5 protein-coding genes and 1 pseudogene are annotated in these 4,381 nt (G+C 73.3%); 2 read left to right on the top strand and 4 right to left on the bottom strand.

What is annotated here, in order from left to right:
* The 4 genes from ACXJLU_RS32820 to ACXJLU_RS32805 all read right to left on the bottom strand — a co-directional run.
* Positions 1 to 701, bottom strand: a 701-nt coding sequence (locus ACXJLU_RS32820) for an ABC transporter permease (RefSeq protein WP_457337923.1), incomplete at its 3' end; no start/stop codon positions are given.
* Positions 702 to 705: 4 nt separating this feature from the next.
* The gene (locus ACXJLU_RS32815; RefSeq protein ID WP_457337922.1) at positions 706 to 1,359 is read right to left on the bottom strand and encodes an ABC transporter ATP-binding protein; all 654 of its coding nucleotides are present in this window, start codon (positions 1,357 to 1,359) and stop codon (positions 706 to 708) included.
* Positions 1,356 to 2,306, bottom strand: coding sequence for a tRNA (adenosine(37)-N6)-dimethylallyltransferase MiaA (miaA, locus tag ACXJLU_RS32810; RefSeq protein WP_457337921.1), 951 nt, complete (start codon positions 2,304 to 2,306; stop codon positions 1,356 to 1,358). The genes ACXJLU_RS32815 and miaA overlap by 4 nt, the downstream gene beginning before the upstream one ends.
* 24 nt (positions 2,307 to 2,330) lie before the next feature.
* Positions 2,331 to 3,545 carry a multidrug effflux MFS transporter gene (locus ACXJLU_RS32805; RefSeq protein WP_457337920.1) on the bottom strand — a complete coding sequence of 405 codons (1,215 nt, stop codon included), beginning with the start codon at positions 3,543 to 3,545 and terminating at the stop codon, positions 2,331 to 2,333.
* A gap of 165 nt (positions 3,546 to 3,710) precedes the next feature.
* Between ACXJLU_RS32805 and ACXJLU_RS32800 the strand changes: the two genes are divergently transcribed.
* Both ACXJLU_RS32800 and ACXJLU_RS32795 read left to right on the top strand, forming a co-directional pair.
* Positions 3,711 to 4,118, top strand: a complete 408-nt coding sequence (locus ACXJLU_RS32800) for a PA2779 family protein (protein WP_457337919.1) — start codon at positions 3,711 to 3,713, stop codon at positions 4,116 to 4,118.
* A 4-nt stretch (positions 4,119 to 4,122) separates the two neighbouring features.
* Positions 4,123 to 4,381 (top strand): annotated as a pseudogene (locus ACXJLU_RS32795) (hypothetical protein); the annotation flags it as partial.

Genomic DNA, 4,381 nt, shown 5'->3' with positions numbered 1-4,381 from the left:
CCCTCGGGCAGCGCCAGCGCGCGCAGCACCGCCTCGCGGTCGGCGCCGGGCGCGAGCCGCACGTCGATGCGGCTGAGCCGGCCCAACCAGCCGAAGGTGGATTGCGCGCCGGCGATGTCCATCACCGCGAGCGCCGGCCCGTTGGCGCCGACGCTGCCGCGCACCTGCAGTTCGACGCTGCCCGCCGTCGTCTGCAGGCGCACGCTGCGCGGGTGCCCGAGCTGCTGCTGCGCCTGGGCGTTCAGGAACACCGAGTCGGCGGCCAGCACCGCGAAGCGGTCCGCATCGCTGTCCGCACCCGCATCCGCCCGTGTGTCAGGCCGCGGCATCAACGCCGGCGACAGCGGCCCGGCCACCAGCGCATCCACGCCGACCACGTGCAGCGGCACGCGCTGCCCCTGCGCATCGAAGGCGTAGGTGTCGAGTTCGACGATCGGGCTGGCGATCGCCACCTGCGGCCAGGTCGCGACGCGGCCGTACAGCCCTTCATCGAAGCCGCCTCGCTGGCTGCGCAATTCGAAATCCGGCTCGCCGTTGACGGCCCGCACCGCCGAGCTGAACTCGCCGAGCGCCGACTGGTTGATCAGCTGCACCGAGAACGCGAGCGCGACCCCGAGCATCACTGCCAGCAGCGCGGCCAGGTTGCGCCACGGGTGGTGCCGCAGCTCGGGCCAGGACAGGTGGCGCAGCAGCGACAGCACGGTGTCAGGCGCTCATGCCGGTCGAAGTGAGCGTCAGCACGCGGTCGGCGCGCGCAGCGGCGGTGCGCGAGTGCGTCACCAGCACGCAGGCGGCGCCCTGTTCGCGCACCTGCGACGACAGCAGGTCCATCACCCGCTCGGCGGTGGCCGGGTCGAGGTTGCCGGTCGGCTCGTCGGCCAGGATCAGCTGCGGCCGGTGCACCAGCGCGCGGGCGATCGCGACGCGCTGCAACTGCCCGCCGGACAAGGTCTGTGGCAGCCGCGGCCCGAGCCCGTCGAGGCCGACCGCCTTCAGCAGCGCCTCCACCCGCGCCTCGTCGGGCCGGTGCTGCAGCAGCAGCGGCAGCCCGACGTTCTGCGCCACGCTCAGGTGCGGCAGCACGTGGAAGGCCTGGAACACGAAGCCGAGGTGGGCGCGGCGGAACAGCGCCTGCTGCGTGTCGTCGAGCGCGGTGATCTCGGTGCCGGCGATGTGGACCGAGCCGGCGTCCACCGTGTCGAGGCCGGCCAGGCAGTTCAGGAAGCTCGATTTGCCGACGCCCGATTCGCCGAGCACCGCGACGAACTCGCCGGCCGCGAGCGCCAGGTCGACCCCGGCGAAGACCGGCGTGTCGCCATAGCGCTTGGCCAAGCCCCGCACCTCGAGCAGGGTCGTCATGCCGCCAGCTGCGCTGCGCACTCGACAGCGCATGCCACCGCGCGTTCGATCGCGTCCGGCGCATCGCAGGCGATCACCTGCCGCTGCGGCATGCCGCGCAGCCAGGTGATCTGCCGCTTCGCGAGCTGGCGCGTCGCCGCGATGCCGCGTTCCGGCAGCTCGCTGAGGTCGTCTTCGACCAGCGCCTCCCAGGTCTGCCGGTAGCCGACGCAGCGCATCGACGGCATGTCGGCATCGAGATCGCCGCGCGCCTCCAGCGCACGCACTTCGTCGACCAGGCCGTCTTCCAGCATCTGGTGGAAGCGCGTTTCGATGCGCTGGTGCAGCCAGGCGCGGTCGCTCGGCTCCAGCGAGATCAGCGGCGGCAGCTCGCGCGCCGGCTTCTCGGTGTGGAACGACGAGATCGGCTGGCCGCTGACGCGGTACACCTCCAGCGCGCGCTGGATGCGCTGCTGGTCGCCCGGCTTCAGCCGCGCGGCGGTCACGGGGTCGACGCGCTTCAGCTCGCGGTACAGCGCATGCAGGCCGTCGCGCTCGCACTGCGCCTCGAGCGCGGCACGCACCGCGCGGTCGGCGGCGGGCATCGCGTCCAGCCCCTCGAACAGCGCCTTGAAGTACAGCATCGTGCCGCCCACCAGCAGCGGCAGCCGGCCGCGCGCGCGGATCTCGGCGATCAGCCGTTCGGCATCGATGACGAAGCGCGCGGCCGAATAGGCCTCGCTCGGCTCGATGATGTCGATCAGGTGGTGCGGCACCACGGCGCGCTCGGCGGCGCCGGGTTTCGCGGTGCCGATGTCCATGCCGCGGTAGACCAGCGCCGAGTCGACGCTGATGATCTCGACCGGCCTGCCGCGTTCGGCCAGCGCCTGCGCGATCGCGAGCGAGGCGGCGGTCTTGCCGGAGGCGGTGGGGCCGGCGAGGCAGAGGTAGTTCAGGGATGCAGTCATCGGAAAGCTTTGTCTTGAATTTGTTCAGGCGGCCTGCGTGGCGGCAGTGGCCGGCCGCGGCGGCTCGCCGTGCCGCTGCACCAGCGTCCACGCGACCGCGGCCACGCCGACGCTGCACACCCCGATGCCGAGCGTCAGCGGGTACACGGTGCCGTCCAGGTGCTTGCCGAGCCACAGCCCGACCGCGAGCGCGCTGAGCGTCATGCCGAAGCCCGACAGCGAGGCCGCGGTGCCGGCTTTCTCGGGGAACGGCCCGACCGCGCCGGCCTGCCCGCAGGGCTGGTGGATGCCGTGGCCGACCGCATACAGCCACTGCGGCAGCACGATCGCCCACACCTCGTGCACGCCGGCGAGGCTGAGCGCCGCCATCGTCACGCCGCCGCCGAGTGTGAAGCCGCCCCCCACCGCCACCGCACGGCGCAGCCCGTGCGAGGCCAGCAGGCGCCGGCACAGCAGCGTGCCCAGCGTGTACGCGAGCGAGTTGCTCAGCATGATCACGCCATAGCCCACCCGCGACGTGCCCAGCACCTCGATGAACACGAACGACGACCCGGCGAGCAGGAAGAACAGCCCGCCGTAGGTGAACGCCGACAGCGCCGCCCAGGCCTGGAAGGTCGGGTGGCGCAGCACGCTGCCCCAGTTGCGCAGCAGCGGGCCGAGCCGCGTCGCGCCGGCATTCCGCGCCGGCACCGTCTCTTCGAAGCGCGACGCGATGAAGGCCAGCGTCAACGCGCCGAACACCGCCGGTGCCATCAGCGCCGCATGCCAGCCCAGGTGCTGCGCGAGCAGGCCGCCGATCACCGGGCTGGCCATCGCGATCACGCCCAGGCCGGTCAGTGCGCGCGACATCACGCGGGCCCCTTCGTGCGGCGCGTACAGGTCGCGGATGATCGAGCGCCCGCAGGTCACGGCGGCCGCCATCGCCGCGCCCTGCAGCGCGCGCCACCACACCAGCCAGCCGATCGACGGCGCCAGCGCGCTCAGCACGCTGGCCACGGTGTACAGCGCCAGGCCCGCCAGCAGCACCGGCCGGCGGCCGAAGCGGTCGGCCAGCGGTCCGCAGACCAGCTGCGCGACGCCGAAGCAGATGATCAGCGCCGACAGCGTCAGCTGCGCCGCCGACACCGGCGCGTCGAGCGCGCGCGTCAGCATCGGCAGGGCCGGCAGGTACAGGTCGGTCGTGACCGGCTGGATCCCGAGCAGCAGGATCAGCGAGAGCACCACGACGGCGGGGCTCATCGAATGACGGGGAGTGGTCACGGGCAGGATGAAGGGGGTGGGCGCGCGGCACGACACGCACCGGCGCAAACCCCGAGCCTATCAGGCTCCCACGTGGCGGGGCGGCTTGCTACGATGGCTCCGTCGCGCCCACCGGCGCCGTCCTGCCCCGCCGGAGATCCCAGCATGCGTCCCGTCCCCCGCGTTCCGTCCGCCGTGTTGTCCGCCGTGCTGTCCGCAAGCCTCGCGCTGGCCGGCGCGCCGGCGCACGCGCTGACGATCGGCACCGAGCAGGTCGCCGAAAGCGAAGGCATCGTCAGCGGCGCCGCGCAGCGCGAGCGCCTGCTGGCGGCGCTGGAGCGCGACGACGTCGCCCGCGCGCTCGCCGAACGCGGCGTCGACCTCGGCCAGGCCCGCCTGCGCGTCGCCGCGCTGAGCGATGCCGAGGCGGCGCAGCTGGGCGCCGAGATCGATCGTGCGCCGGCCGGCGCCAACGACGTCGTCGGCTCGCTGATCTTCGTGCTGGTGCTGCTGCTGATCACCGACGTCCTCGGCTACACGAAGGTGTTTCCGTTCACGCGGCCGATCCGCTGACGTGATGCGCGCCGCGCTGGTGGCGCTGAGCGGCTTCCTGACCGTCTTCCTGACTGGATGCGCCGTGCAGACCGCCGCGCTGCGCGCGCATCCCCCCGCCGACCTGCCGCCGGTCGTCGAACTGCGCGCCACGCCGTTCTTCCCGCAGACCGACCACCAGTGCGGCCCGGCCGCGCTCGCCACCGCGCTCGGCGCGGCCGGCATCGCGGTCGATCCGGCGGCGCTCGCCGACGAGGTCTTCGTGCCCGCGCGCGCCGGTAGCC

The organism is Rhizobacter sp. P5_C2 (genome assembly GCF_054049715.1).
Note: the sequence above shows the minus strand (reverse complement) of the source record. Positions and strands in the feature narration are given on the sequence as shown.

Coding starts and splice junctions, on each gene's coding strand:
- ACXJLU_RS32815 (WP_457337922.1), bottom strand. CDS start 1,359: ATGACGACCCTGCTCGAGGTGCGGGGCTTGGCCAAGCGCTATGGCGAC.
- miaA (WP_457337921.1), bottom strand. CDS start 2,306: ATGACTGCATCCCTGAACTACCTCTGCCTCGCCGGCCCCACCGCCTCC.
- ACXJLU_RS32805 (WP_457337920.1), bottom strand. CDS start 3,545: ATGAGCCCCGCCGTCGTGGTGCTCTCGCTGATCCTGCTGCTCGGGATC.
- ACXJLU_RS32800 (WP_457337919.1), top strand. CDS start 3,711: ATGCGTCCCGTCCCCCGCGTTCCGTCCGCCGTGTTGTCCGCCGTGCTG.